The sequence below is a fragment of the Streptomyces sp. NPDC096193 genome (genome assembly GCF_040302905.1).
GTDB lineage: Bacteria > Actinomycetota > Actinomycetes > Streptomycetales > Streptomycetaceae > Streptomyces.
Genome location: NZ_JBEOSJ010000029.1, coordinates 1 through 24,582 on the forward strand (window position 1 = coordinate 1; position 24,582 = coordinate 24,582).

General features: G+C 70.0%; 18 protein-coding genes. 11 read left to right on the plus strand and 7 right to left on the minus strand.

The window, feature by feature from the left end:
* Positions 1–103: 103 nt before the first annotated feature.
* From ABTX78_RS30740 to ABTX78_RS30765, 6 genes are all read right to left on the minus strand, one after another.
* Positions 104–733, minus strand: coding sequence for a DUF305 domain-containing protein (locus ABTX78_RS30740; protein ID WP_352210057.1), 630 nt, complete (start codon positions 731–733; stop codon positions 104–106).
* A gap of 123 nt (positions 734–856) precedes the next feature.
* A complete protein-coding gene (locus tag ABTX78_RS30745; protein ID WP_352210058.1) occupies positions 857–1,270 on the minus strand; it encodes a DUF6153 family protein in 414 nt (137 codons plus the stop codon).
* Positions 1,271–1,825: 555 nt separating this feature from the next.
* The gene (locus tag ABTX78_RS30750) at positions 1,826–2,851 is read right to left on the minus strand and encodes a PstS family phosphate ABC transporter substrate-binding protein (RefSeq protein WP_352210059.1); all 1,026 of its coding nucleotides are present in this window, start codon (positions 2,849–2,851) and stop codon (positions 1,826–1,828) included.
* A 187-nt stretch (positions 2,852–3,038) separates the two neighbouring features.
* A complete protein-coding gene (locus ABTX78_RS30755) occupies positions 3,039–3,218 on the minus strand; it encodes a hypothetical protein (RefSeq protein ID WP_352210060.1) in 180 nt (59 codons plus the stop codon).
* Positions 3,219–3,226: 8 nt separating this feature from the next.
* Entirely contained in the window at positions 3,227–3,787 is a 561-nt protein-coding gene (locus ABTX78_RS30760) for a hypothetical protein (protein ID WP_352210061.1), read from the minus strand.
* The gene (locus ABTX78_RS30765) at positions 3,760–4,863 is read right to left on the minus strand and encodes an eCIS core domain-containing protein (protein WP_352210062.1); all 1,104 of its coding nucleotides are present in this window, start codon (positions 4,861–4,863) and stop codon (positions 3,760–3,762) included. The genes ABTX78_RS30760 and ABTX78_RS30765 overlap by 28 nt, the downstream gene beginning before the upstream one ends.
* 421 nt (positions 4,864–5,284) lie before the next feature.
* Between ABTX78_RS30765 and ABTX78_RS30770 the strand changes: the two genes are divergently transcribed.
* On the plus strand, positions 5,285–5,929 hold the full coding sequence (locus tag ABTX78_RS30770; RefSeq protein WP_352210063.1) for a dihydrofolate reductase family protein: 645 nt from the start codon (positions 5,285–5,287) through the stop codon (positions 5,927–5,929).
* A 250-nt stretch (positions 5,930–6,179) separates the two neighbouring features.
* Here ABTX78_RS30770 and ABTX78_RS30775 read toward each other — a convergent pair whose 3' ends face one another.
* A complete protein-coding gene (locus ABTX78_RS30775; RefSeq protein WP_502994009.1) occupies positions 6,180–6,626 on the minus strand; it encodes a cupin domain-containing protein in 447 nt (148 codons plus the stop codon).
* Between the two features lie 1,934 nt (positions 6,627–8,560).
* Here ABTX78_RS30775 and ABTX78_RS30780 point away from each other — a divergent pair.
* From ABTX78_RS30780 to ABTX78_RS30825, 10 genes are all read left to right on the plus strand, one after another.
* A complete protein-coding gene (locus ABTX78_RS30780) occupies positions 8,561–10,039 on the plus strand; it encodes a sugar transferase (RefSeq protein ID WP_352210064.1) in 1,479 nt (492 codons plus the stop codon).
* Positions 10,040–10,121: 82 nt separating this feature from the next.
* Positions 10,122–11,441, plus strand: a complete 1,320-nt coding sequence (locus ABTX78_RS30785) for a nucleotide sugar dehydrogenase (RefSeq protein WP_352210065.1) — start codon at positions 10,122–10,124, stop codon at positions 11,439–11,441.
* On the plus strand, positions 11,431–12,696 hold the full coding sequence (locus tag ABTX78_RS30790) for a glycosyltransferase family 4 protein (protein WP_352210066.1): 1,266 nt from the start codon (positions 11,431–11,433) through the stop codon (positions 12,694–12,696). Before ABTX78_RS30785 ends, ABTX78_RS30790 begins: the two co-directional genes overlap by 11 nt.
* Positions 12,693–14,090 carry a Wzz/FepE/Etk N-terminal domain-containing protein gene (locus ABTX78_RS30795; RefSeq protein ID WP_352210067.1) on the plus strand — a complete coding sequence of 466 codons (1,398 nt, stop codon included), beginning with the start codon at positions 12,693–12,695 and terminating at the stop codon, positions 14,088–14,090. The genes ABTX78_RS30790 and ABTX78_RS30795 overlap by 4 nt, the downstream gene beginning before the upstream one ends.
* Positions 14,087–15,607 (plus strand): Wzz/FepE/Etk N-terminal domain-containing protein, encoded by a 1,521-nt coding sequence (locus tag ABTX78_RS30800; RefSeq protein WP_352210068.1) that lies wholly within the window; start codon positions 14,087–14,089, stop codon positions 15,605–15,607. The genes ABTX78_RS30795 and ABTX78_RS30800 overlap by 4 nt, the downstream gene beginning before the upstream one ends.
* Positions 15,608–15,610: 3 nt before the next feature.
* Positions 15,611–17,545 (plus strand): asparagine synthase (glutamine-hydrolyzing), encoded by a 1,935-nt coding sequence (gene asnB, locus ABTX78_RS30805; protein ID WP_352210069.1) that lies wholly within the window; start codon positions 15,611–15,613, stop codon positions 17,543–17,545.
* Between the two features lie 17 nt (positions 17,546–17,562).
* Positions 17,563–19,764, plus strand: a complete 2,202-nt coding sequence (locus ABTX78_RS30810; RefSeq protein WP_352210070.1) for a bi-domain-containing oxidoreductase — start codon at positions 17,563–17,565, stop codon at positions 19,762–19,764.
* Complete coding sequence (locus tag ABTX78_RS30815; protein WP_352210071.1) at positions 19,761–21,746, plus strand: heparinase II/III family protein; 1,986 nt, start codon at positions 19,761–19,763, stop codon at positions 21,744–21,746. Before ABTX78_RS30810 ends, ABTX78_RS30815 begins: the two co-directional genes overlap by 4 nt.
* Before the next feature lie 8 nt (positions 21,747–21,754).
* Positions 21,755–23,275, plus strand: a complete 1,521-nt coding sequence (locus tag ABTX78_RS30820) for a right-handed parallel beta-helix repeat-containing protein (RefSeq protein WP_352210072.1) — start codon at positions 21,755–21,757, stop codon at positions 23,273–23,275.
* A gap of 1 nt (position 23,276) precedes the next feature.
* A complete protein-coding gene (locus ABTX78_RS30825; RefSeq protein WP_352210073.1) occupies positions 23,277–24,581 on the plus strand; it encodes an O-antigen ligase family protein in 1,305 nt (434 codons plus the stop codon).
* Position 24,582: the final 1 nt, after the last annotated feature.

A 24,582-nucleotide genomic window follows, 5' to 3' on the forward strand; every position in this document is an offset into this window, starting at 1 on the left:
GTACGTCAGGTACGGCACGCCCCTCGAGCTGCGGTACGAGACGATCATCGTGTGGTCCTTGGGCCGGGGCGTGCGGCCCCGGCACACCCCCCGCCCGGGTGGGTCAGCTCTTGCCGAGCAGGTCGTTCATCCTGGCGATCTCAGCCGTCTGGGAGGTGATGATGGCGCCCGCCATCGTCTTGGCGTCAGGGAAAGCGCCGTCGGCAGTCTCCGTCTTCGCCATCGCCACCGCGCCCTCGTGATGCTTGATCATCAGCTGCATGAAGGCCATGTCGAACGCCTTGCCGGACGCCTTCTTCAGGTTGCCCATCTCCTCGGGCGTCATCATGCCGCCGTCGTCGCCGTGTGCAGAGTGGTCCATGGCCCCCTCGGCGGGAACTTGCTCACTCCAGGAGGTCAGCCAGCCCGAGAGGGTCTTGATCTCCGGGTCCTGGGCCTTCTTGATCTCCCCCGCCAGCCTCTTCACCTCCGGCGACTCGGCGCGGGAGGGTGCGAGGTCGGCCATCTCCACGGCCTGGCGGTGATGGGGGATCATCCCCCCGGCGAACGCGACGTCGGCGACGTTGTGCCGGCCCTGGGGGGCCGGCGCGGACGAGGACGTCGAGGGGGACGGGCTGTGGCCGCCGCCATGCGCGGCGGAGGTGTCGCCGCTCGACCCGCACGCGGCGAGCACGAGCGATGCGGCGCCGGCGGCGACGACCAGGGCGGTCCAGCGGATGAGGTTCTTGTCCATGGTGGTGCGACTCCTTGATGCGCCGCCCTCACGTGGGCCGGCGCCGATACGGAACGAGGATGTGCCGGAGCACGGCATCACCCGCCCGGCCATGCGGGGGCAGGAGGTGCCGCGCGGGCGGTCCTATATCCGCAGGAGTTGCAGCTCGGCGAGATCGGGCGGCGCCCGCCCGCTCTCCGGAGTCCCCGCCGCACTGCCGGCCGGCGCCACCGGCACCGGCCCGACATCGAGAGCCGCTGCCAGTACGGGAGGCGCGTACGCGGCGCCGACACCGGTCGCCGCACACCTGCCATCAGCGTGCTCCGCGTGGCCCGAACCGCCATCGGTGTGCGAGCAGTCCCCGGCCAACTGGTGGACGGCGGCACACTCCTGAACCATCGCCGCACTGTGACCGCCGACCCCCGCTGACGCCTTCACCGGCGCCGGCCCCGGACCCAGCCCGTGCATCGCCAACACACCGGCCACAACCACCAGCACCATCAGCACGAAACCACTCCCCGCACGGCGGCGGCTCGACGAGGGGGCGGCGCGGGTCATGCCGTCATCGTACGATCCGGCCCCACGGGTTTACCTCCGCCGACCGTCCGGGATCCACCCTCCGCACGACATGGGCTGCCGACGATCTCATAGCTGCGCCCAGGAGGCAGGGGGGCCTGGCCGACCGAGGTCTGTGAGGTCTGTGTCTTCTGCCGGTACCGGCCTGGACCAGGTAGGCAGTTGACGGGCTTCAACTCGGTGGCGGCTACGTAGGCATAGGCGTGGTTGTCATCCACGATGCGTGCGACGAGGAACTTCACAAGATCATGTGGTCATTTTCGCGAGCAAGGCGCCTCGGCGAGCAAGCGGCTGTCCAGATGAGGCAGGCTGCGAGGCGGAGTGCGGCCTGGTGGGCGATGGCGAGCTTGCATGCCAAATCAGCAGCTGAGAACGATCACGCCCCGGCAGCCGGGTAGTGCTTGCGCAGACCGGAATTCGTCATGCGGTCGAATACCCGGGCGGGAAGGAGGCGGGAGGCGCGGATGAGGAAGGCGGGCATTGCCCGTAGTGAGGCGAAGGCCCAGAGGCAGCCGGCGTGGTTGGGCCGTCGTTCTGTCAGTCGAGCTTCGCCTTGAGGTTTTCGAAGTTCTCCCTCAGCTCGGCTTCCTGCTGATTGTTGAGCGGGACCAAGTGGGCCTTCCTGGCAATGTCGACGTGGCTCACGACGTAGAACTCGACGAACGCCTTGACCTCATCCCTCTCCAGCGAGGAGCCCTTCGGGTAGATGAACAGTGGGCGGGACAGGGGTTTGTAGGTGCCATCCTGGACGGTCGCCCGGCTGGGCCCCAGACAGCCGTCGCCGGCGTCGATCTTCAGGACCTTCAGCCTGTCCCGGTTCTGCTCGTAGTACGACAGGCCGAGATAGCCCACGCCGCCTCTGGCACCGGAGACACCCCGGACAGTGACAGCGTCGTTTTCGCTGGCCGTGTAGTCCGCGCGGCCTTTGCCCTCCTCCCCGTTGATCGCCTGGGTGAAGTAGTCGAAGGTCCCCGAATCGGCTCCCGCGCCGAACAGTTTCAGCTCAAGGTCCGGGAACTTCGGATCGACCTGCTTCCAGTTGTCGACCTTGGAGCCGGGCTCCCAGATCTTCCTCAGCTGCTCGACCGTGAGGCATTCGACAAAGTTGTTGTCCTTGCTCACCACGACGGACAGACCGTCGTTGGCGACCTGGAACGCCTCGAACGTGATGCCGTTCCTCTCGCAGGCAGCCTTCTCCTGGTCATTGATCGGGCGGGAAGCGTCGGAGATGTCAATCTGGCCGGCGCAGAACTTCTCGAATCCTCCGCCGGTGCCCGAAGCCCCCACCGTGACCCTCACCCCTGGGTTGCGCTCGTGGAAGATCTGGGCCGCCGCCATGGACAGTGGAGCCACTGTGCTGGAGCCGTCGACCGAGATCGTGCCGGACAGCTGATCGCGCTCGCCCGCGCCGGAGCCCCCGTCGTCACTGCCGCACGCACTCGCGGACAGCATCACCGCCGCCGTCAGAGCCCAGGGAGCACGCAATGCAGGATGAACCATTGCCATTCGTCTATATATACTCCCCGCTGGGTACAGATCGGTCACCGCCGAATCGGCGGCCACTTCGCCAGGTGAACCCCCGTATCTCCAGGGGAGCCAGAGCGACGGCTGGTATCACCGACGGACTGAAAGATCACCAGGAATCCGGGAACCGGCCACGCTTACGGTGCGGTCCGCTCATCGGTCTGCCGCCAACGGCCCGCTCAACACCTGCTCCGGGACGTTTTCCGAGTGGTTCGGGAGCGACAGCTCAGGGTCCCTGGACCTCTCTGAACATCTTGAAAATGGCGGCTGCGACGGGCAGCCACTCCTGCGGGGGGACTTGGCCAGGCAGACGGCGGAGCTCGACCTGCACCAGATCGGCCGCACCGGACGCGTGTCCGGGGTCGAGCCGCTGGTGCTGGCCCATGGCCGGGGAGCTGGCCTTCATCCCCTCGGTCACCGTGTGCTTCCGCCACCCGCGGACATCAGGTCCGGGCCACCAGATGCGATGCTGTCCAGCCACGCCTTACGCACAGGCCCGCGGGATGTCTCCCTGTCGCCGGCTCCACGGTCGGCGAAGCCCTCCTTGTAGACGGGGTCGCCCGGTGCGAGAGCGGCCGTTTCGAGAATGCGTACAGGATCGAAGGCGGACTTCGCTTCCTCGGGCAGCGACGCGTACATCGCGGAGAAGCTCATCCTGGTCATGAGCGGCAGGAAGTACTTTGCATGATCCTGCCGTCCGGACTGCTGGGCGCCGGACAGCAGATACGAGAACACCATGGCCAGCAGCCCCTTGGGCTCTCCCGTTCCGGCAGCCTGCAGGCCCGCGACGTACTTTTCGGTGAGGTGCTGGGCATCCGTGAGGATCGCCGCGTCCCGCTTGGCGTTGGCGCCGCCGAGCGCGGTCGTGTCGGCACGCGTCTCCGGATCGTCCCCGAGAAGGGCCACATCGTCCGGATTCGACGGGGACTTCAGCGGGAACTTCTGGTTCACCACCGCCTTGAACAGGGCGAACATCTTCTCGAGGCTGACGCCTCCGGTCGCCTCCGGTCGCCTGCGGTTTCGCCAGTGGCGGGTACAGACGGTCCGCACCCGGCACATACACATCGTTTCCCTCGTGCTGGTGGGTCGTGCCTTGGCCCGAGCGCCTCGCCATGGGCCGCGTTCCCATCCATGAGGCTTGCCAGCTTCGCCGAGGTATGGAGCAGTCCGAACGCCTCGGCCATCTCACTGACCGCCCTGGTCATCCTCTCCAAGTCCGGGGCGTCGCCCTCCTCCTCGAAGGGAACCGTCACAAACTCCAGCGCGCTCGCATCGGGAGTGATGTACCGGTCACCTGAAGCGGCCTCGAAGAACTTCTCGTTCTTGGAAATCACCGGCTCTTCCCCGGCCCGCACCAGCATGTTGGTCTCGAACTCGAAGCCGACCATCCGCTGGATCCCGACTGCTCCATCTGCCTCCCGCTCGGCGTGACCGTTCACGTCGACGGCGCGTGCGGCTCGCGCCACCGGCACGGGACCGGAGAGCACCTGCCGGGCGATGGACTCGGCCTCGCGCTCGAAGTGGTCCCCGGGGTCGCTGAGGCGCAGCCCGTCGGCATGGCCGGTGCCGGAGACCGGGCCCTGACGCTGCTGGATGACGTGGGTGAGCTCGTGGGCGAGGGTGTGCTTGTCCCGACCGCTGTCGCCGAGTACGACATGACTGCCGGAGGTGTAGGCGCGCGCCCCGATGGCACGGGCCGAGCGGGCGGCCTCGGCACCGGTGTGCAGCCGCACGCCGGAGAAGTCGGTCCCGAATCGGGACTCCATCTCCTGACGCACCGGCATGCCGAGCGGTTTGCCGGCCGAGTGCAGGACCTCGTGCACCCCCGTGCCGGCCTGTTGCTCCGAGGCGGCCGTGGGGCGCGCACGGCGGGCGATCATGCCGATCACCGCGGCGTTGCCCGCGCCGACCTGAGCCGCCCTGAGCGCGTCGGCAGTGAGCAGAGGCGGCACGGCGGCACCGACCCCGGACGACTCCCGCCGTGCCCCGGCCCCGCCACGCGCCGGCTGGCGAATCTCGGTCCGCTCGCTGCGCGACTTGCCTCTGTGCACCTGCAGCCTCCTTTTAGGCGCGACTCTGGGCGGCCCAGTGGACCGCGCTGACGGCAGCGGTGTCCAGGCCCGTGCGGGCAGCGTGAGGGCAACGCCGGGCGACGCCGGGGCGGTCCGTGCGGGCCTCCGGAAAGGAAATGCGTCAGCAGGGGATCGAAACCGAGCCTGCCCAGAGCAATGACGTCACTGCGTGCCCCGCCCGCTGTCGGTGACACACCTTTAGGCCTCCTTGATGGTCGAGCAGACCGTGAAAGGCTCCGCAGGGGACGGACATCCCCTCACCACGGAGCTTGCAGGAATCGCGCAAACCTCGCGGGTCGGGACACTGGGCAGTCCAGATGCTGACCGGTCACGGACGCAGCGATGAGTTTTCCCGGCCCGGCAAGTCTCCCCACCGTTGTCGACAGCACAGGAGGAGCACGTGCCTCAGCTACTGAGAGTCCAGAATTTCAACGTCTCGAGTGACGGAATCGGTGCGGGTGAGGACCAGACTCTCGAAAGGCCCTTCGGTCACGTCGATCCCGGGAGGCTGTTCGCCTGGGCCGGCGCCACCGCGAGCTGGCCCATGCGCACCGACCCCGGGGGGAGCCGGGGCCTGGACGACTACCTCACGCGGGACTACGCACGCAACATCGGCGCCGAGATCATGGGCCGCAACAAGTTCGGGCCCCAGCGCGGGCCCTGGAACGATTATGAGTGGCAGGGCTGGTGGGGTGACGAGCCCCCGTTCCGTACCCCGGTGTTCGTCATGACCCACCACAAGCGTCCTTCGTTCACGCTCTCCGACACCACGTTCCACTTCGTCGACGATGACCCTGCCACGGTCCTTCAGCAGGCCCGGGAGGCGGCGCAGGGCAAGGACGTCCGACTCGGCGGCGGGGCCACCACCATCCGGCAGTTCCTCGACGCCGACCTCGTCGACACCATGCACGTGGCGGTCTCGCCGGTGAAGCTCGGGTCCGGAGTACGACTCTGGGAATCACCCGATGAGCTGCTCGACCGGTTCCACCTCGATGTGGTGCCCAGCCCGAGCGGGGTGACGCACCACTTGTTCTGGCGAAAGTGACCGGCGGCCGCGCCTCGGGCGGCCGGACTTGACGGTTTGCCTCACCTCGGCCCCGGGTGGAGGCGAGCCGGTAGGAGTCGGTCGGTGCCGGTCTCGATGACGGTGCCGTTGAGTGCGGGACGGTCGACGATGGGTGGACAGAGCGGGGGGCGGAACGTCCTGTCAACGGCTTTGCCGAAGTACTGGCGTCGTCCGCCCGCTGGCCGGACGGGACTTGCAAGCGGAGCCCGGGACCCTGGAGCGTCGCGGGTCAGCCTTTGGAGGGACGTGGAGCCCGCAGGTGCGCCCGCTCCTTCAGCTCCTCCTCTTCGACCAAAGTGAGCATCGGCTGACCCGGTGCGCACACCATGGTCACGACGAACTTGGTCGGCGCGTCCGACAGGGCGTTGCCGTCCTGGTAGTGGATCACGTCACCACCCGGCTCCCAGAACGTCCCACCTGCCTCGACCACACGCTCCGGCTCGCCTTCGAGCTCGAACCGGACCGCACCCTCCATCACGTAGCCGAACGCAGGCCCCGAGTGGCGGTGCGCGGGTAGCCCAGGGTGACCGGGAGGCCACTCGACACGGATGGTCATCGCAGAACCACCTTCGGGAAAGAAAGGCGGAGTGACGTCTTGCAGCATCTGGACTTCGGGCGGCAACGAGATTTCGGTCCCCTCGTCGGCGGACCCGTGCGCCGGGTTCTCCTCTGACATGCACCACACCTCCGTACCCCTGCCTGAAATGGACGATCATGCGTCGGCCACGGAATTCTGGACCAGTGAACCGATCCACTCGTCCGGCGGTGCCCGAGTTCGTCGGTTTCGGGCTCACACAACTTGCTCCATCATGAGGACCCAGCTCACTCAGATGGCCCCCAGACCACTCTGCCTCCCGTCCTCGGCCACCACAATCCGGGAGCGAGCGGCATCGAGAACACATCGCACCAGGTCATCTGCGGGCACCTGGCAGCGACGGTGGCGTTTCACCAGTTGCATCCAAGAACAGCCGCCAGAGCAGCCGGACGGAGGCGGCACGGTGACCGGGGTGCCGGCGGAGCCGGTCTTCGACCGGCAGGAGTCCGGGGAGTGCACCAACCGGATCCTCTTCCCCGACCACCTGCCCGAGGGGATGGGACGGCCGGACCGGACCATCGTCATCCCCGCTCCCAGGGTTGCAGCACGATGGAGGTGCCCTGGCGCGGGCCACTGTTCCCGAGCTGGTAGGTGTGGCCGTGCAGGTGCGCTCAGCTCCTTCGTGCGGACGGTCGCTTTCGTCGCGCCGCCGGAGCCCCTGTGCAGCAGGGCCACGCCGGTGGCGTCCTTGCCCTCGGCCAACGCGACCGGCCGGAATACGCCGTCACCGAGGGTGACCTGGACGTCGTACCGCTCCCTATCCGGATGAGCACGGCTTCTGGCCTGCTGCTGCTCGACAGGGAACCCGTCGGTGTGGGCCCGAGCGCCACTCGGTACGCCGTGTCGCCGCCGCGTTGCGCAGCCGGACCCGTTTGCCGGACTTGCCCGGGCAGACGCCGGGGTCTGCGGGAACACGGCCCGCTGACCAGGTGGTACGGGTACTTCACATGGCTGGCGCCGCCGCCCAGCAACTCGCTCTCGCGGCTGACGACACGGTTCTTACCGGCGTCCCGGGACCGGGCCGGGCCCGTCACCGCGAACTGTCTTGGAACCTGTTGCCCCGGATGCTCCCGGCCGCCCGAGTCCGCACCCCCAGGACGCGCGGACAACCCCCGCGCCGGCAGGCGGCTTTCGGTCATTTGGCAGCCAGAGCGCTTCCGTGCGCCTCTTGTGCGGGTTTGCGATATGGCGGCCCCCTCGCCGCCCGAGGACGATGCCCCTCGGTCGCCAACGATCGCCGGCAGACTGCCGCAGACACACCCGGGGGGAACTTGTCGTTCACGGAGCACCAAACGGCGTTCGCGGCGCCTCCAGTTCACTGGGGAGCCGCGACCCAAGCCCGAGGGGGCATCGGCCAGGGCGTGTTAACACCGCGCAACCGCAGGCCAGAAGCCCTTCGAACCAGGTGCAGGGATCACCATGCCCTCCCCCGTCACACGGTGCTGACCATGCCGCTGAACACCGGCCACCTCACCTCCCGCATCACCACAGCACGATGGCGGCAGGACCCCGTAAGCACCGGTCAATCGGTTCAGCCACAAATCTTGAGCACGAATTGCACACGTCCTCTCTACATGCTGGCCCCAGTTGGTCTAGATTGACCGTGCTTCAACCGCTCGGGCACGAGGCACCACCAATGCTCTGAAAGTCCGGCACTACGCACGCCAGCAGTCGCGTCCCCGGTGCCAGACGACGTGGTAATGATCAATCTCGGGGCCCGAGAAGGGGGTTCGGGTGCGGGGAGCACCCGAGGTTTCAGCGGGTTCCCGTGCACCTCGAGAGTTCGGCAAGACAGGCAAGTCCACTGCCGCCAGGGCAGGTTGTTCAACGTGCCCTGATGCAGCCGTGATGTCGTGCAAGGGGTGGGGCGGGGGCCCTCCCACGGAGAGGAACAGCGCGGCGCGGGGGGCGATGTGCCTCCCGAGGGGTGGGAGCGTGCGGGGGGGCGGGGGCCTCCTGGGGGGAGGAACAGTGTTGGGCGCGCACGTCGAATCACTGGGGACCTGGGGGGTTCTGTGCAGCAGGGGGGACTAGTCGGCCCTGTTCCGTCGACGCGGGGGCGTCTGGCGAACGGGGCGATCAGCCGGCACGTGCACGGCTGGGAGCAGCGATACCGCCGTAGCGTGATCATCAGCGACACCATCGCCACCGCACTGGTGGTGGCGACGATCGGCAACTTCTTCGGGTCCCGGGACGCGGCCAACTGGCACGAGAAGTGGGGAATTCTCGCGTTCGGCACCGAACTGCTGGTGCTGGGAGCACTCGCCGTGAGCCGGTCGTGGGCTCCGGCCGTGCTCGGCCAGGGCGCCGAGGAGTTCCGCCGGCTCGGACGTTCTCTGTTCACCGCGACCGTCGTCCTGGCACTCGGCGGGATCGCCCTCACCTCGCGCAACATCAAGCTCTGGATCTTCGTCGCGATCCCCGCGATCGCGCTCGTGACGATGACCACGCGCTATCTGCTGCGCCTCGGACTGCACAAACAGCGGTACGAGGGACGGTGTTTGAGACCGGTGCTCGCTGCCGGAAGCCCGGACACCGTGCGCGACCTGATCAGCCGAACCCGCAAGTTCCCGCACCTCGGCTGGCGGGTGGACGCGGTGTGCACGACGGACGGTCTCGGAATCGACGGAGCCCAACTGGACGGTGTGCCCGTCGTCGGCCAATTGAATGACGTCGCGGGCCACGTCCGCCGCGACGGCTACCGTGTCGTCGCGGTCACACCGGACCCGCACTGGTCACCGGACCGGCTGCAACGGCTGGCCTGGAACCTCGAAGGCAGCGATGCCGAGATGGTCGTGGCCCCCGTCCTCATGGAGGTGGCCGGTCCGCGGTTGCACGTCGACGCGGTGCTCGGGATCCCCCTGCTGAGGGTCAGCATGCCGACCTTCAGCGGGGGCCGCCGGGCGGTCAAGGGGGTCGTCGACCGCTTCGCCGCGGCGGTCCTGCTGATGCTGTTCGCGCCACTGATGGTGTTCGTCGCGCTGCTCGTCATGGTGGACAGCCGGGGTGGGGCGGTCTATCGCCAGCGCAGGGTCGGCAAGGACGGCCGCGAGTTCACCATCCTGAAGTTCCGCACCATGGTCTCGGGGGCCCACAGGGCACGGATTGAGCTGGCCGACCGCAATGAGGGGGCGGGACTGCTGTTCAAGCTCCGCCGGGATCCTCGGGTGACCCGGGTCGGAGCGGTGCTGCGCCGGTACTCGATCGACGAGCTCCCGCAGCTCTTCAACGTGCTCACCGGCTCGATGTCGCTCGTCGGTCCGCGCCCGCCGCTGCCGGAGGAGTGCGCCGCGTACGGCCCGGACATCCGTCGGCGGCTGCTGGTCAAACCCGGACTCACCGGGCTGTGGCAGATCAGCGGACGCAGCGACCTGCCGTGGGAGGAGGCGGTCCGCCTCGACCTGCGGTACGTGGAGGACTGGTCGCTCGCCCTGGACACAGTGATCTTGTGGAAGACCCTGCGGGCAGTGCTCCACGGGCAGGGGGCCTACTGATGCGCGCAAGGCCGCGGATCAACCGGCCGGCCGACGCACGTACCGCAGGCCGTGAGGGCCTGCCTGGGGGGAGGAACGCGTCATGAGAGTCAGCGTATTCGGGCTCGGCTACGTGGGCTGCGTATCGGCCGCGTGCCTGGCCAGCATGGGGCACGAGGTCATCGGGGTGGACGTGAACCAGGTGAAGGTCGACCTGGTCAACGACGGCAAGGCCCCCGTGGTCGAGGAGCGGATCGGCGAGCTCATCGCCGAGGTCGTGCGGACCGGAGCACTGCGCGCCACCCTCGATGTCCGCGAGGCGATCAGGGACAGTGAGGTCTCGCTGATCTGCGTCGGCACGCCGTCGGAGCCCAACGGCAGCCTGTGCACCACGTACTTGGAGCGGGTCACCGAGCAGATCGGCGCCGCGCTGGCCGACAGGGGCGGGCGGCACACCGTCGTGTTCCGCAGCACCATGCTCCCGGGCACCTGCCTGAACCTGCTGGTACCGATTCTGGAGAAGTCCGTCGGCGGCACCGCCGGGGTGGACATCGGGGTCGCCGTCAACCCGGAGTTCCTGCGTGAGGGCACGAGCGTGCGGGACTTCTTCGACCCGCCCAAGACCGTCATCGGCCAGCTCGACGCGGCGAGCGGCGATACGGTCGCGGCCCTGTACGACGGTTTGCCCGGCGAGGTGTTCCGGGTACCGGTCCCGACGGCCGAGGCGATCAAGTACGCGGACAACGCGTTCCACGGCCTCAAGATCGGCTTCGCGAACGAGCTGGGCGCGGTGTGCCAGGCGCTCGGGGTCGACTCGCACCAGGTCATGGACGTGTTCCTGGCCGACCGCAAGCTGAACATCAGCCCCGCCTACCTGCGGCCCGGCTTCGCCTTCGGCGGCTCCTGCCTGCCCAAGGACCTGCGCAGCCTGGTCCACGCCGCGCAGCGGGCCGACGTCTCGGTGCCCATCCTCTCCCATGTGCTGCCCTCCAACTCCGACCATCTGCAACGCGCGGTGGAACTCGTCGAGCGCACCGGCAAGCGCCGGGTCGGCCTGTTCGGGCTGTCCTTCAAACCGGGCACCGACGACCTCCGTGAAAGCCCGCTCGTCGAACTGGCGGAGAAGCTCCACGGCAAGGGGTACGACCTGCGGATCCATGACGCGAACGTGAGCCTCTCCCGGCTCCTCGGCGCGAACCGCGAGTACATCGAGACCCGGCTGCCACACCTCGCGCAGCTGCTCGCGGACTCCGTCGAGGAGGTGCTCGATCACGCCGAGGTGTGCCTGGTGGGGACCAGGGACCCGGCCGTCCTTTCGGCGCTGCCCCATGGCGGCGGCGGCCCGGTGATCGTCGACCTCATCCACCTTCCCGACGCCGAGACGCGCCGGACCGAACCGGGGTACATAGGCCTTGCTTGGTGACGCAATCAGCGGTGACGGCTCGGGCCGGCGCGCGCTGATCCTGGTGGAGAACCTGTCGGTGCCGTTCGACCGGCGGGTGTGGCAGGAGTGCACGACCCTGCGCGACGCGGGCTGGGAGGTGCACGTCATCTGCCCCCGGGGGGAGAAGCGGGACACCGAACCGGAAGCGGAGATCGACGGGGTGCGGATCCACCGCTACCCGTTGCGCGCGGCCTCCGGTGGACCGGCCGGCTACCTCCGCGAGTACGCAGCGGCGCTGTGGCACACGGCCCGGCTGGCCCGCAAGGTCGGCCCGGTCGACGTGGTCCACGCCTGCAACCCGCCCGACCTGCTGTTCCTGCCGGCCCTGTGGCTGAAACGGCGCGGCGCGCGGTTCGTCTTCGACCAGCACGACCTGGTGCCCGAGCTGTACCTCTCCCGGTTCGACCGCGGCAAGGATCTGCTCTACCGCGGCGTGTGCGCGCTGGAACGGCGCACCTACCGGGCCGCGGACATCGTGCTCGCCACGAACGAGAGCTATCGCGACGTCGCGATGCGCCGTGGCGGCCGTCGCCCTGAGGACGTGTTCGTCGTGCGCAGTGCGCCCCAGACCGACCGGTTCCAACCGGCGCCTCCCGAATTGGAGTTGAAGCGCGGCAAGTCTCATCTGCTGTGCTACCTCGGCGTCATGGGTCCTCAGGACGGCGTCGACTACGCCCTGCGGGCTCTGGCGAAGCTGCGCGACGCGTTCGGGCGGACCGACTGGCACGCGGTGTTCGTCGGCGCCGGCGACGCCTTCGACGCGATGGTGGAGCTGTCGCGGCAGCTCGGACTCACGGAGCAGGTGCAGTTCACCGGGCGCATTCCGGACGCCGACCTGGTGCGCTACCTGTCCACGGCGGACGTGTGCCTCTCCCCCGACCCGCGCAATCCGCTCAACGACGTGTCGACCATGAACAAGGTCCTGGAGTACATGGCGATGGGCCAACCGATCGTCTCGTTCGACCTGAAGGAGGCGCGCGTCTCCGCCGATGACGCCGCCGTCTACGCACCGGCCAACGACGAGGCGGAGTTCGCCAGGCTGATCGCGCTGCTGTTGGACGATCCGGAGAAGCGGGCCCGGATGGGCAAGATCGGCCAGGAGCGGATCAGCGGGGAGCTCTCCTGGCGGAACTCGCAGGCCTCGCTGCTCGCCGCCTATGCCGCCGCGTGCCGTGACCGCACTCCGGTCGCGTCCGGCACCCCGGTACGCGCAGGGAAGAGGCCGCGCCGTTGAGCGATGACACGATCCGCCTGGTCACCGTCGGGCGGATTCTCCGGCGGAGGTGGCGGCTTCTCGCCCTCCTGGCCGTGGTGGGCGCACTCGTCGGCTACGGCTCCTCGTTGGTGTTCCCTCCGCGGTACACGGCGTCGGCATCGGTACTGCTGCCGGGGCAGTGGGAGGAACGCGAGCTGCTGACCCAGGTGGACGTGGCGACCAGTTCGACGGTGGTCGACCGCGCGGGCGCCGCGCTCGACCGGACCGATGTCAGCGCCGGCGAGTTGCGGAATCGAGTGAGCGCCACGGCCGCCGACGGAAACATCATCAAGATCTCGGGTACGGCCCGGACCCCGGAGCGCGCGCAGCAGCTCGCCGACCGGGTGGCCCAGGAGTTCGTGGTGTTCGCCGAGCGGATCGCGGGCGGCAGCACCGCCCCGGGAGCCGCGACGGGGCCCGAGGCGCTGCGGCAGAAGGTCGAGGAGACCAACCGCCGCATCAGCGAACTGGCCAATGCGGCCGATCCGGGGCAGACCGTGGAGAGCGTTCAGGCCCGCACCTCCCTCGAGAAGCTGCGCACCTCGCTGGAGGAGGCCATGACGAAGCTGGACGAGGCCGACCCGGCGAACAACAAGGCCGGCATGATCGTCATGGGCCCGGCCGCCAGGCCGGACGGTCAGGCACCGCCGACGAGGACGCAGCTCATCGTCGGCGGGGCGCTGCTGTTCTTCCTGCTCGCCGTCATCGGCCATCTCGTCGCCGCGCGGACGAATCGCCGGCTGCGCACCGAAGGGGAGATCGCCGCCGCGCTGGGCTCGGCGCTGCTGGGCACGGTCGACGTGCCGGACGACCGACGCGCGCACCGGCCGGAGGGCCGGGGTGCGCGGGCGCGGATCCGCCGGCTCCTCGGCGTCGACACCCGGTGGGACATGCCGGCTCCGCAGAAGTCCGGCGACGCGAGCGGCAGACAGATCCGCTACGGGCGTGTGTGCGCTCGCGTCCGGAACCTGCTGCCGGTCCCCCGGCCGCTGCTGGTCGTCGTACCGGAGGGTGACGAGATCGGCCTCGGGGCCGCCGCGCAGCTCGTCGCCGAGGCCACGGGCGATCCCTCCCCAAGCCCTTCGGGCAGCGGATACCTAAAGCTGCGGGTGGTGGAGGTCTCGGTGGACCGGCCGCTGGTCCCCGACCGCGACACCGAGTCCGGTGCCCTGGTGGTCCTGAGCGCGGGCAGTTGGACCGCGGAGGAGCTCGCCGGCATCGCCGAGGCGTGCGCGGACGGCAGACACGAGGTCGTCGGCGTCGTCGTCGCCGGCCCGGTCCGGGCCCGCCGCACGCGGGATGCCGCCCGTCCGGCGGACGAGGCCACTCCGGCCCTCGCCGTGCGCGGCCGCGCTACGGGAGGTTCAGCGTGACGACAAGCACGTCCTCGGAGTCGTCGGGCACGGTCACGCTCCTCGACGTCCAGGGGCTGGTGGTCGCGGTCCGCAGGCGCCGCCGCCTGTGGAGCGCCTTGGCGCTCCTCGGCCTGCTGGTCGGCGCGGCGGTCGCGGTCCTGCTGCCGCCGCCGCCGAGCGCGGTGACCAAGGTGCTGGTCGCGCACAAGGAGGACCAGCCGAACGACACCGGAACGCTGATCCGCACCGATGTCGAGCTGTTGCAGACCACGCGGGTCGCCGGCATGGCCCTCAGGTCCCTCGAGTCACAGGAGAAGCCTGAGGACTTCATGCGGGACTACCGGGGTACCGGTCTGACCAACAACCTGCTGCGGATTGATGTGACCGGCGCCGACGACGCGGAAGCGGTGGCCCGGGCGCAGGCGCTGGCCGATGCGTTCGTCGCGGACCATGTGCGGCGGATGCGGGAAGCCGCGCAGGCCGAGGCCGCGGCCCTGCTCGACCAGCGGGACCGTATGCGGGACGAGCTGGGCGAGGTCAACAAGGCGATCGGTGAGCAATCCCCGGACGCCGACCCCAAGGCGTCGGCGGACATCGAGTCGCTCTTCGCGCGCCGGGCCGAACTCAGCTCGCGCATCGCCGAATTCGACCAGCGAGCCGCGGAGGCACGCACCGGAACCCCCAAGGTCGTGGCCGGAACGGAGATCGTGGACGCCCCGCGCGCGGTGCGGCACTCGCTGCCCGAGGCAGCTGCCACGAACGCCGCGATCGGGCTGGTCCTCGGACTCGTGCTCGGGCTCGCGGTGGCCGCGGTCGGCACGGTGGTGGCGGACCGCCCCGTGCTGCGCCGGGACATCGCGGCCAATTTGGGTGCCTCCGTCATCGCCGAACTGCCCCGCCGCTCAGGCAGGTTGTGGCAGCGCCGACGGACCCGGGCGGCACGTGAACGGCTCACCGTGACCCTGGCCCGCACGGCGCGCGGCTCCGCGGAACCGTTGTCGCTGCTGGAACTGGGCTGTGCGCGCAGCGCGAGCGTGCTCGCGGTGGATGTCGCCGGAGCGCTGGCAGCCGACGGGCCCGTGGCCGTCGTCGACGGTCTCCCCGGCCCGCAGCTCGCCGGCCGCCGCACGAAGCCGGGTGATCCCGCCGTGATCAGCGGCGAGGGTGTCGCGACCGTGTCGCCCGAGGAGCGCCTGCTCGGCGTCGGCTCGGTGGCGCCCGGCACGGCCTGGACCGACCTCCAGTACCTCGGCACTCGGACCGTGCTCGTCCTGCGGGCCGGGCACGCCAGTGCCGCATGGCTGCACACCGTGGCACGGCAACTCGCGGACCAGCACATACCGGTGATCGGTGTGGTGCTCATCGACCCCGACCCGCGGGACCGGACCGACGGCACGCTGTGGGACGGCCTGCACGTCGCGCTGCGCGGCCGGAGCGAGCGGCCGCCCCGACAGCAGGGGACGGGCCGGTGGCAGGCGGAGCGGCTGCCGATGGCGGCGGCACGGGTCCCGGACAGCAACCAGGAAGCGCGGTAGCACATGTGTGGCATCGCAGGCACGTACCGATGGCCCGACGGAAAGGTCGTCACCGACCGGCTCACCGACACCCTCGCCCACCGCGGTCCCGACGGGGCGGGCCGCTACAGCCACACCCTCGGTGACGGCGAAGTGCACCTCGGGCACCGCCGGCTGGCCATCATCGACCTGTCCGAGACCGGCGCCCAGCCGATGGTCTCGGACGGCCTCGCCCTGACGTACAACGGCGAGCTGTACAACGCGCCCGAGCTGCGGGCCGAGCTGCAGTCCGAGGGGGTGCGCTTTCGCGGCACCTCCGACACCGAGGTGCTCCTGGAGGCGTGGCGGCGCTGGGGCACGGACTGCCTGCCGCGGCTGCGCGGCATGTTCGCGTTGGGGATCTTCGACGAGCGCACCGGTGACCTGGTGCTCGCCCGCGACCAGCTCGGCATCAAGCCGCTGTTCATGCTCCGGCGCGGCGAGGGGCTGATGTTCGCATCCGAGCTCAAGGCGCTCGCCGCCGCGACCGGCGGGTCGCTGGAGGTGGACCATGCGGCGCTGGTGGCCTCGCTGCTGTACTACTGGGTACCGGATTCGCGGTGCGCTTTCCGCGAAGCGGAGAAGCTGCCACCGGGAAGCTGGCTGAGGTGCCGGCCCGACGGCCGGGTGGAGCGCGGCCGGTTCTGGCATCTGAAGGACGTCGCCGCCGAGGGCCGGGAACGGGCCCTGGCCGGCGAGCGACCGGACCTGGCCGCCGTCGTCGAGGACTCGACCCGGCGTCATCTGCTCTCCGACGTACCCGTGGCGACGTTCCTCTCCGGCGGTCTCGACTCCAGCTACCTGACCGCGCTGGCGGCCCGCCACCAACCCGGGATCTCCGCCTACACGATCGGGTTCCGCGCCGAGGACGCCAAATTCGAGGCGATGCCGGACGACCTCCGGTATGCCCGGCAGGTGGCCGACCGGTTCGGCGTCGATCTGCACGAGATCGAGATCGCTCCGAACGTGCTCGACCTGCTGCCGCAGATGACGTACCACCTGGACGAGCCGATCGGTGACCCCGCCGCGATCAACACCTTCCTGATCTGTTCGGCCGCCCGGGAGGCCGGGGTCAAGGTGATGCTCTCCGGGATGGGCGCCGACGAGCTGTTCGCCGGGTACCGCAAGCACCTGGCCAATCTGCTCGCGCTGCGGTACCAGCGCGTCCCGCAGCCGCTGCGGCACGGAGTGTCCGCGGTTGCGGACAGGCTGCCGGTCGCCTCGGCCCGCCGGGGCTACCGGTCGGTGCGCTTCGCCAAGCGGTTCCTCTCCTTCGCCGATCTGCCGGAGGAGACCGCGTTCCGGCGCAGCTACACGATGTACGACCAGGACGAGCTGCTCGCTCTGGTCGATCCGGATCTGGCCGGGACGGTCGATGACGTGCTGACCGAGCACGCTGACATCTACCAGGACAACGACCTCGACGACTTCGTCAACCGCATGTGCCTGGGCGACGCCCGGATGTTCCTGCCGGGACTGAACCTCGCCTACACGGACCGCTCCAGCATGGCCGCGTCGACCGAGGTGCGGGTTCCGTATGTCGACGTCGAGGTCGTCGAGGCGGCGTTCGCGGTGCCGGGCGAACGCAAGATCGTCGGGCGGCAGGGCAAGGCCGTCCTCAAGGAGGCGGCCTCCTCGGTCCTGCCGCGGGAGGTCGTGTACCGGCCCAAGGGCCTGTTCAGCGCGCCGCTGCGCGCCTGGATGAGCCGGGATCTGGCACCGCTGGTGCGCGAGGTGATCCACGACGGAGTGCTCGTCAACTCCGGGCTCCTGCGCCGTGACGCGCTGGCGCGCATGGCCGCCGAGGACGCCGCCGGACGGCAGGACTTCTCCAAGCATCTGTGGCATGTGCTGACCCTCGAGTACTGGTATCGCGACGCGACCTCCGGGTCCGGCCAGAGCACTCGGTACACGGCTTAGGAATCAGAGGAGTACGGGTGAAGCAGGTTGTACAGAACTACAAGAGCGGCGAGCTGGCGGTGCTCGACGTGCCGGTGCCGGGGTGCAAGCCGGGCGGGGTGCTGGTCCGCAGCGCCTACTCGCTGATATCCACCGGGACCGAGCTCATGAAGGTGTCCGAGGCCGGCATGTCGATGCTGGGCAAGGCCCGCTCCCGCCCGGACCAGGTGGCCAAGGTCATGCAGAGCGTGGCCACCAACGGGGTGCCCGCCACCTACCGCAAGGTGATGGGCAAGCTGGACTCGTACACACCCCTGGGCTACTCGCTGTGCGGGGTGGTCGAGCAGGTCGGCGCCGGCATCGACGACGTGAAGGTCGGCGATCTCGTGGCCTGCGCGGGCAACGAGCACGCGTTGCACGCCGAGCTGAACTGGGTGCCGAAGAACCTCTACGCTCCGGTGCCGGACGGACTGGATCCGCGGCACGCGGCCTTCGGCACGGTCGGGTCGATCGCGATGCAGGGTGTTCGCCAGGGCGAGTCGCGGCTCGGCGAAGTGGCGCTGGTCATCGGTCTCGGCCTGATCGGGCAGCTGGTGGTGCAGCTTCTGGCCGCTTCGGGAGTCCGCGTGGTCGGGGCCGACCCCGACCCGGCGCGCCGCGAACTCGCCGAGCGTCTGGGCGCGGCGGCTTGCGGCGATCCCGCCTCCGCGGTCGTGGAGAACTCCGTCGTCGAACTCACCGACGGTCACGGCGTGGACCAGGTGTACCTGGCCGCCGGCGGTGGCAGCAACCAGCCCGTCGAGCTGGCCGCGCGGCTGTGCCGGGACCGCGGCCGGGTCGTGGACATCGGCAAGTGCCGCCTCGACCTGCCGTGGAACGCGTACTACGAGAAGGAACTCGACGTCCGGTTCTCCCGCAGTTACGGCCCCGGGCGCTACGACCCGGAGTACGAGCTCGACGGGCGGGACTACCCGATCGGCTATGTGCGCTGGACCGAGCGCCGGAACCTGGCGTGCTTCCTCGACCTCGTCGCCCGCGGCAGCGTCGACGTGGAGCCGCTGGTCTCCCACATCGCCGACTTCGACCAGGCGGTGGAGACGTACCAGAGCCTGAAGGACGGCGAACTCAAGGCGGTGGCCGTGCTGTTCCGCTACCCCGAGCACGCGAGCGAGGCAGCGGCCCCGGCGCTGACCGTGCCCGCGGTGCAGCCGCGCGGCGGCCCGGCGTCCACCCGGGCCGTGGCCGCCAGGTCACCGGTGCGCCTCGCGTTCGTCGGCGCGGGCAACTATGCGACGTCGATGCTGCTGCCCCACCTGGCCCAGCGCGACGGAGTCGAGTTGTCGACCGTCGTCACCACGACGGCACTGTCCGCAGCGAACGCCCAGCGGAAGTTCGGCTTCGCCGAGGCGACCACCGATCTCGACGCCGTGCTCGGCGACAAGGCCATCGACGCGGTGTTCGTGGTCACCCGCCACAGCTCGCACGCCGAACTGACCCGACGGGCACTGCTGGCCGGCAAGGCGGTGTTCGTGGAGAAGCCCCTGGCGCTCACCGAGAAGGACCTGGCAGACGTGCTCGCGGCTGTCGAGGAGTCCGGCAACGACCGGCTGCAGGTGGGCTTCAACCGACGGTTCGCGCCGCTGCTCCAAGAGGCCAAGAGGCGGTTCGGCGCCCGGAGCGGTCCGGCGAGCCTGCGCTACCTGGTCAACGCGGGCCGCCTCGGACACGGCAGCTGGTACCTCCAACAGGGTACGGAGGGCTCGCGGTTCGCGGGCGAGGGCGGACACTTCATCGACACCGCGAGCTGGCTGCTGGAGGCCGACCCGGTCTCGGTGTACGCGGTCGCCCCGTCCGGCAACGAGGACCTCCAGGTCGTGCTGCGCTACCCGGACGGATCCACCGCGACCATCAGCTATGTCACCACCGGAGCGGCCGGCTTCCCCAAGGAGACGCTGGACCTGATCGCGGACGGCAAGGTGCTGCGGCTGGACGACTTCGTCCGCGCCTCGCTGTTCGCAGACGGCGGCGGGGCCGGCCGCAAGCGGTGGGTCAGTTCGCGGCTGCCCAAGGCTCGGGACAAGGGTCAGGAGGCCGAACTGGCCGCGTTCGTCAGGGCCGTGCGGACCGGTGGACCGATGCCGGTGCCGCTGGATTCGCTGGTCGCCACCACCGCGGCCACTTTCGCCGTACAGGCAGCCCTGGCCGGCGGCGCGCCGGTGACGTTGGCGAGCGCGCGATGACGGTGAGCTCGGGGAGTGCGGGTTGGTACCTGCGGCGCCTGTCCCGGATGGGGCCGCGGGAGGTCGGCGGCCGGGCGGGCGACGCGGTGCGCAGACGGCGGTGGCGGTCGGCGCCGCCCAACTGCCCGCGCGTGACCGGCGCCCGGTTCACCGCGGTGCTGCCCGCCGGGACGTTCGCCGCGGTGCCACCGGACGCCGCGAAACGTCTCATCGCCGAGGCGGACCGGCTGCTGGCGGGGCACGTCGAGTATTTCGGCGTGGTCCGTGACGACCTGGTCGATCCGGACTGGTGGCAGGACCCGAAGACCGGCCGCCGGGCTCCGTGGGGCTACGCCTTCGACGTGCCGTACCGCAACGAGGACGCGGTCGGGGACATCAAGCAGATCTGGGAGCCGTCCCGGCATCAGTACCTCACCGTGCTCGCCGCCGCCTACGCGATCACCGGGGACGAGCGGTACGCCGAGCGGGTCGCCGAGCATCTGCGGTTGTGGTGGGCGGCCAACGCACCGCTCCACGGAGTGCACTGGATCAGCGGCATCGAGCTGGGGATCCGGCTGCTGTCCTGGGTGTGGATCCGCCGGCTGCTCGACGGCTGGCCGGGCGTGGCGGGGCTGTTCGAGGACAACCCGGTGGCGCTGAACCAGATCTGGCACCACCAGCGCTGGCTGGCCGCCTTCCCCAGCCGGGGATCGTCGGCGAACAACCACGTCATCGCCGAGGCCGCCGGGCAGTTCGCCGCCGCCTGCGCGTTCGGCTGGTTCCCCTCCTCGGCGCGCTGGCGAGCCGACGCGCTGCGGTCGCTGGAGCGGCATCTGCGCGGCAACACCTTCGACTCCGGCCTCAACCGTGAGCTGGCCACCGAGTACCACGGACTGGTGCTGGAGCTCGGCCTGGCCGCCGTGGCCGAGGCGGACGCCGCCGACACGCCGGTCCCCGCATCCATTCGGCTGGTACTGCTGCGGATGACCGACGCGCTCGCGGCCGTCGTGGACAACCGGTTGCGGCCGCCGCGCCAGGGTGACGCGGACGACGGTCACGGTCTGATCGTGGACGGTGCGGGCACCGACCGCTGGGCCTCCCTGCTGGCCACCGGAGACGCCGTGTTCGGCCGGCTCGCCTGGTGGCCGGTGGTGACCGGCACCGATGTGCGCACCACGCTGCTGGCCGCTCTCATCCGGCCGTACTCGGCCGAGGCAACCGCACCGGAGGTGACGCGCCCGGAGAGCCGGCCGGCTCATTTCGCCGACGCGGGCATGACCATCCTGCGTGGTCCGGAGGAGATCTGGTGCCGCTGCGACGGCGGTCCGCACGGCTTCCTGTCCATCGCCGCCCACGCCCACGCGGACGCGCTGTCCGTGGAGGTACGGCACGACGGTGTCGACGTGCTCGCCGACCCGGGGACGTACTGCTACCACGGGCAGCCCGAGTGGCGGCAGTACTTCCGGTCGACCCTCGCCCACAACACCCTGCAACTGGACGGCGTTGACCAGTCTGTCTCCGGCGGCCCGTTCCTGTGGACCCGGCATGCCCGCAGCCGCGTCCTGGTCGCGGACACCTCCGCCGCCGACGACGGGGGGACGGCCCGCTGGGGCGCCGAACACGACGGCTACCAGGGCTCGGTGCACCGCCGCCGGGTGGAACTGAAGGCCACGAGCCGGGAGCTGAGAGTGGTCGACGAGGTGCGCGGTCCGAACCGGGCCATGCAGCTGGCGTTCCACCTCGGCCCGGCGATCGCCGCGGACCTGGCGGGAAGCCGGGCCATGCTCACCTGGACCCGGGACGGCGAGGAACGCTCCGCGGAGCTCGACCTGCCCGGAGAACTGAACTGGCGTGCGCATCGCGGCGAGATGGACCCGCCGCTGGGCTGGTACTCCCCCGGATTCGGGCGCAAGGAACCCACCACCACGCTGGTCGGCACCGGCCCCGCCGACGCCGCCGCGCTGCTGGTGCAGTTCACCACCGTGCTCAGGTTCCACGGCTAGGCGGGCACGTGGGATTCACGAGGCGGCACTCGGCGTGGGCGGCGGCACCGCTGGCCCTGGCTCTGCTGGCGACCGGCTGTGACAGCACGTCGGACGCCGGGGCGAAGCCGACCCCTGCCCCGTCGTCCAGGGCCGTCGCGCGGGTGTGCGCCGACCCGGAGGCCGGGCCGACGGGTGCGCCGGCGGGCGCGGTCAGCGTCGACGCCGGGGTGGTCGGCGACCTGGCGGCGAAGACCGCGAGCAACCCTCCCGGCACCACGTTCTGGCTTCGACCGGGCAAGCACACGCTCGGTCCGGACCGGTTCGCCCAAGTCGTTCCCAAGGAGGGGAACCGTTACCTCGGTGCGCCGGGCGCGGTGCTCGACGGCGGGAAGAAGAACCAGTACGCGTTCGGCGGCAAAGCCCGCGACGTCACCATCCGCCATCTGACCGTGCAGCGTTTCGTCGCGCCGCTGGACGAGGGCGTGGTCAACCATGACTCGGCCGACGGGTGGGTGATCGAGCACGCGACGATCCGGGACAACTCCGGTGCCGGGCTGATGGCCGGTGCCCGCCAGCAGGTCCGCGCCAGCTGCCTGCGCGGCAACGGACAGTACGGAATGAACGCGTACAAGGGCAGCGGCCCCATCAGCGGCCTGGTGGTCGAGGGCAACGAGATCACGGGCAACAACACCGACGACTGGGAGCGACGGCGGGAAGGCTGCGGCTGCACCGGAGGCATCAAGTTCTGGGCCGTCAACGGCGCCGATGTGCGTGGCAACTGGGTGCACGACAACCGTGGGACAGGGTTGTGGGCGGACACCAACAACAACGACTTCCGTATCGAGAACAACCTGATCGAGGGCAACGACGGTGCCGCGCTGATCTACGAGACCAGCTACAACGCGGTCATCCGGGGCAACACGATCCGGCGGAACAACTGGGTCGAGGGCCGCGCGGAGGCCGACCGCGGCGACACCTTCCCGTTCGCGACCGTCTACGTGTCCGAATCCGGCGGCGAACCACGGATCAGAGCCCGCACCGACAAGATCGAGATCTATCGGAACGTTCTGGAGAACAACTGGTCCGGGATCACCCTGTGGGAGAACGCCGACCGCTTCTGCAACAGCCCGGCCAACACCTCATCAGGTGAGTGCACCCTGCTGGTTCCCGATATCGACCGCTGCGCGAAGCCGGCCATCGCCAGAGCACCGCTGTACGCCGACTGCCGGTGGAAGACCCAGCGGGTGGACATCCACGACAACCGCTTCGTGCTGGACAAGGCCGTCGTCAAGTGCACGGCGCAGTGCGACCGCATGGCGGTCCTCGCCAACTACGGCACCTATCCGGACTGGTCGCCGTACCGGGGCGAGCGGGTCTCCGAAGCGATCACGCGCACGCAGCACAACCGCTGGCGCGACAACGTCTACGTCGGACCATGGACATTCGTCGCCCACGACCCGAGCCAGGTGCTCGACTTCGTGCGCTGGCAGGGCGTGCCGTACGAGCAGGACGCGGGCAGCACCCTCGACCCACGGGCCGGTGGTTGAGGTGGCCCAGAACCTGCAACGCGGTGGGCTGCCGGACGGACCGGACACGGCGGACAAGCAGAACGGCACCGAACCGCGCCCTTCCGGCTCCCCGAGGATCGTCGGGACGGTCTGGGGGCTCCTGGTCCTCAACACGCTCGGCTCCGCCGGGGCGAAGACCATCGTCCCGCTGCCCCGGTCCCTCATCCAGATGGTCACCATGGGCGCGCTGGTCGCCGCGTTCACGCTGGCCCTCGCCGTCAATCTCCGGCTGCGCATCCGGGCCAGTGCGTACGTGTCCCTGCTCACCCTGCTCCTGGTGACGAGCGTGATCTCCAGCGCGAACCCGGAGTCCGGGTTCGGTGCGCTGTTCCGCTGTGCCCGGCTGGCTCTCTTCGTCGGCACACTGTGGCTGCTCAGCCGCTGGTGGGACGGTGGCCTGACGTTCGTCCGGCATCACGTCCGGATGTACTTCGCGGTGCTCGGGTCGGTGGCCGCCGGCCTGCTCATCTCACCGGGCGCGGCCCTGCCCGAGCTCTACGGCGGCCGGCTGGTCGGCGCGTTGTGGCCGCTCACCCCGCCGCAGATCGGACAGTACGCCGCGGTGATCATCGGGCTCACCGTGCTGCTGGTGGTGGGCCGCCGGACCGACAGGGTCGGGGCGTCGGTGATCATCGTGCCCGCACTCGTCCTGCTCGCACTGACCCACACCCGGACGGCCACGCTGGGCCTGTTCGTCGGGCTGGTGCTGGCAATCGGCTCGCTCCTCCTCACCAGCGCCACGGCCCGCCGCTTCTTCACCTGGGCGGTACTGTGCGCCACGGTGGCCGCGGTGGGGTTCTCCTCCCTGCTCCAGGCGTGGTTCCTGCGCGGACAGACCAGGGAGAACTTCGCCAGCCTCACCGGCCGGGCCAAGGTCTGGGACGCCCTGCTGTCCGAACCCCGGACGACCGGGGAGAAGGTGTTCGGCATGGGCCTGGGCGACAAGTCGTTCGGCGGGCTGCCGATCGACAACAGCTGGCTGGCCGTCTACCAGGAACAGGGACTGATCGGCGTCACCCTGGTGGCGGCGATCATCATCGTCCTCGGCGGCATCGCGTTGCTGCGGCCACCGTCGCTGCAGAGGGCCTGCGCGATCTTCCTGATCAGCTACTGCGCGATCGCGTCGTACACGGAGGCCGGCCTGGGCGACGCCTCGCCGTATCTGCTGCATCTGGCCCTGGCCGCCTCGCTGCTCGCGGCGCCTGCCACGGCCGCCCCCCTCGCACCGCCCCACGTCCCTCGACGGCGTATCCCGCGATGGGCCCGGAGAACGGAGGCGACCTGAC